The organism is uncultured Leptotrichia sp. (genome assembly GCF_938036635.1).
GTDB lineage: Bacteria > Fusobacteriota > Fusobacteriia > Fusobacteriales > Leptotrichiaceae > Leptotrichia > Leptotrichia hongkongensis.
The window spans coordinates 1-3,460 of sequence record NZ_CALHQO010000078.1; the positions used below are offsets into that span (position 1 = coordinate 1).

General features: G+C 31.8%; 4 protein-coding genes. 3 read left to right on the forward strand and 1 reads right to left on the reverse strand.

Translation table 11 applies throughout. The features are described 5' to 3' along the window. Positions 1–289: hypothetical protein (locus Q0370_RS01460; RefSeq protein WP_299571132.1), on the reverse strand; the 289-nt coding region annotated here is incomplete at its 3' end. 205 nt (positions 290–494) lie between these two features. Here Q0370_RS01460 and Q0370_RS01465 point away from each other — a divergent pair. The 3 genes from Q0370_RS01465 (at position 495) to Q0370_RS01475 (ending at position 3,301) form a co-directional block, all read left to right on the forward strand. Continuing rightward, entirely contained in the window at positions 495–1,520 is a 1,026-nt protein-coding gene (locus Q0370_RS01465) for an aminotransferase class V-fold PLP-dependent enzyme (RefSeq protein ID WP_299571134.1), read from the forward strand. A 22-nt stretch (positions 1,521–1,542) separates the two neighbouring features. After that, a complete protein-coding gene (locus tag Q0370_RS01470; RefSeq protein ID WP_299571136.1) occupies positions 1,543–2,361 on the forward strand; it encodes a Cof-type HAD-IIB family hydrolase in 819 nt (272 codons plus the stop codon). Positions 2,362–2,440: 79 nt separating this feature from the next. After that, positions 2,441–3,301: an AraC family transcriptional regulator gene (locus tag Q0370_RS01475; protein WP_299571139.1), complete on the forward strand. Its 861-nt coding sequence runs from the start codon at positions 2,441–2,443 to the stop codon at positions 3,299–3,301. Positions 3,302–3,460 lie beyond the last annotated feature (159 nt).

Below are 3,460 nucleotides of genomic sequence, written 5' to 3' on the forward strand. Positions count from 1 at the left end.
TTGCTGTTCCTTGCAAATCTCTATGTTTATATATAGCATTTCTTTCTCTCGAATATATATCCTTTTCATATTGATAATCATTTTTATCAAAAGGATTTACAATTATTTTAGATCCATATTCATCTGTTCTTATATATCCCCTAGTTCCTCCAGTTTTCCCAGAACTGTTTGATGAAGATGATGAACTGTCTGTTCCAGTTACTGCATTTTTCAGTTTTTTCCAGAAGTCTGCCTTTGCTGGAATTGTGAATGTTAGGCATAGCATTGCAATTAAAAATAGTTTTTTCATGTTTTTCTCCTTAATTTTTTGAAATTTAATTTATCGAGTCAATTTAGTTATATTATACCTTAAAACCCTTAGTTTTTTTTTTTTGCTTAGAAAATATTTTTGGGCAGATTAATATTTAATAAAAAAGGTTATTAAGTGGACTTTTCCCCATATTTCCTGTATAATATCAACATAAAGAACCAGTTTTACAGAAAGGGAAAAATTTATGTTACATTTTGCAAATGATTATACGCAAGGGGCCTGTCAAGAGATTTTGGATGCGATTGTTAAGACTAATTTTGAGAATTTGTCTGGATACGGAGCTGATAAATATTGTGAAAGTGCAAAAGCAAAAATTAGGAAAGCTTGTGAAGTGGAAAATGCAGATGTTTATTTCTTAGTTGGTGGAACACAGACTAACGCAGTTGTGATAAATTCGATGCTACAATCTTATGAAGGGGTGATTGCAGCTGAAACGGGGCATATTAGCGTGCATGAAGCTGGAGCAATTGAACTTACAAGGAATAAAGTTTTGACCTTGCCACATCATAATGGAAAAATCGATGTTAATGAAGTGAAGAGATATTTACAGACATTTTATGCGGATAAAAATCACGAACATATGGTTTTTCCTGGAATGGTTTATATTTCACATCCAACAGAATATGGAACTTTGTATACCAAAAACGAATTAACAGAAATTTCAGAAATTTGTAAAAAATATAAGATTCCGTTATTCTTGGATGGAGCAAGGCTGGCATACGGGCTTATGGCAAAGGATACGGATGTTACACTTCCAGATATTGCACGACTTTGTGATGTTTTTTATTTTGGAGGGACAAAAGCTGGAGCATTGCTTGGAGAAGCAGTTATTTTTACCAAAAATAATACACCAAAGAATTTTGTAACAAGAATAAAGCAACATGGGGCATTACTTGCTAAGGGAAGACTGCTTGGAGTACAGTTTGACACATTATTTTCAAATGATTTGTACAAAAGGATTGGAAAATATACTGTAAATTTATCTGAAAAATTAAAAAATATTCTACATAAAAAAAATTACAGATTTTATCTTGAATCACCTACAAATCAGCAATTTATCATAATTGAAAATATAAAAATGGAAGAATTGGAAAAAAAAGTAAGTTTTTCATTCTGGGAAAAATATGATGAAAAACACACAGTGATAAGACTGGCAACAAGCTGGGCAACTATAGAAAAAGATTTGAATGAATTAGAAAAATTATTATAAATAGCGAAAGTGAGAGGATTTTATGAATTATAAATTAATTGCAACTGATATGGATGGAACATTGCTGGATGAGGAACATAATATAACAAAGGAAAATATTGAGGCGATTATTAAAGTTCAGAAAGAAAAAGGAGTTAAATTTGTGCTTGCGAGCGGTAGGCCTAGCTATGCTATGCTTGATTATGCAAAAGAGCTTCAGATGGATAAGTATGAAGGCTATGTCTTGGCATTTAACGGTGGCGAATTAATTGATATGAAGACAAACGAAGTGATTTTTCACGAAGGGCTTGAAAAAAAGGATATTGAAAACGTTTATAAAGTTTCAAAGGAGATAAATGTTCCAATGATTTTATACGTTGGGGATACGATTTATGGAACTGAAGCAACAGATGGAGTAATGTATGAAGCCGATCAATGCAAGATGAAATTTCAAAAATTCGATACACTTGAAGACTTGGAGAAAAAAGGAATTGATAAAACTACAAAATGTATGATTATTGGAAAGCCTGAAGAAGTATTGATTGCTCAGGAACACATGAATAAAGTTCATGGAAATGATTATTTTATCGCCATTTCAAAACCAATCTTCCTAGAAATTGCCAACAAAAATGTGGATAAAGGAAAAACATTGAAAAAATTGGGAGAAATTGAAAATATAAAGCCTGAGGAAATGATTGCAGTTGGTGACAGTGCGAACGATAAGCCATTGCTGGAGTACGTGGGAATGCCTGTGGCTGTAGAAAATGCAATTCCTGAAATTAAGGAAATAGCTAAATTTATTTCAACATCAAATGTGGAGCATGGATTGAAAACTACAATTGAGGAGTTTTTTGAATTTTAAAACTATAAAATTTGTACAGGAATTATCGGGAAAAAAGTCGAAAAATCATATATACTTTTAGTGTAAGGAGGGAAAATATATGATTAAGGCATTTAATGAAACGATGAAATATATCGAAGAAACCTTGACTGACAGAATTGACGAGAGAAAGATTGCATTGCTTTCTGGGTATTCGTATCCGCTGTTTAGCAGAATGTTTTCAATTATGGTGGATTATCCGTTAAGCGAGTATGTTCGCTTTAGAAAGTTGAGCTGTGCTGCGATAGATTTACGTGAAAGCGATGAAAAGATAATAGAAATAGCCTTTAAATACGGCTATGAATCTCAAGATTCATTTTCCTTGGCATTCAAAAAATTTCATGGGCACACGCCAAAGGAAGTCAGAAAAGGAAGTGCATTTCAAATTTTTTCTCCTATAAGATTATCTTTAAGTATTGAAGGAGGAAAAAATATGGACATCAAAGTTATGAAAAAATCGGCTTTTAAAATAGCAGGCTTAGCAGAAAGAATTGAAGAAGACGGTAATTTTCCTAATGTCTGGGATAAACTTTTTAAAAAAGTATCTCCAGAAAAATTAGAAAATTTAGGAAATGGACAAAGTTATGGAGCTTGCTATGAAATTGAGAAAAATGAAAATTGTGAAAGCAAGTTTACTGTAAATTATATGGCTGGATACGATATTCAAAATGTTACCGAAGCAAACGATTTGGGACTTAATATACTTGAAGTTCCAGAAGCTGAATATGCTGTAGTAAAATTGAAGGGAATTGTTCCAAATTGCATTCATGAAGGATGGAAATATGTGACAGGGACATTTTTCCCGGAACAAGGTTACAGACATGCTGAGACACCTGATTTTGAAGTTTATGGTGAAGGGGATATGTATAGTCCTGACTATGAAATGGAACTTTGGGTTCCGATAGTAAAAGATAAAAATTAAATTTATAATATTTTCTCTAAATCTTTTAAAAAATTATTTTAACTGATCTCTGCTATTTAAATGTTATAAAAAAATGGGAGATATTCTGACTGCACAGTTTATTTCCCATTTTTTTTTATTAATTTTATTCTCTCAATTTTAAGAATTTTGTAAAATATC

Coding starts and splice junctions, on each gene's coding strand:
- Q0370_RS01465 (WP_299571134.1), top strand. CDS start 495: ATGTTACATTTTGCAAATGATTATACGCAAGGGGCCTGTCAAGAGATT.
- Q0370_RS01470 (WP_299571136.1), top strand. CDS start 1,543: ATGAATTATAAATTAATTGCAACTGATATGGATGGAACATTGCTGGAT.
- Q0370_RS01475 (WP_299571139.1), top strand. CDS start 2,441: ATGATTAAGGCATTTAATGAAACGATGAAATATATCGAAGAAACCTTG.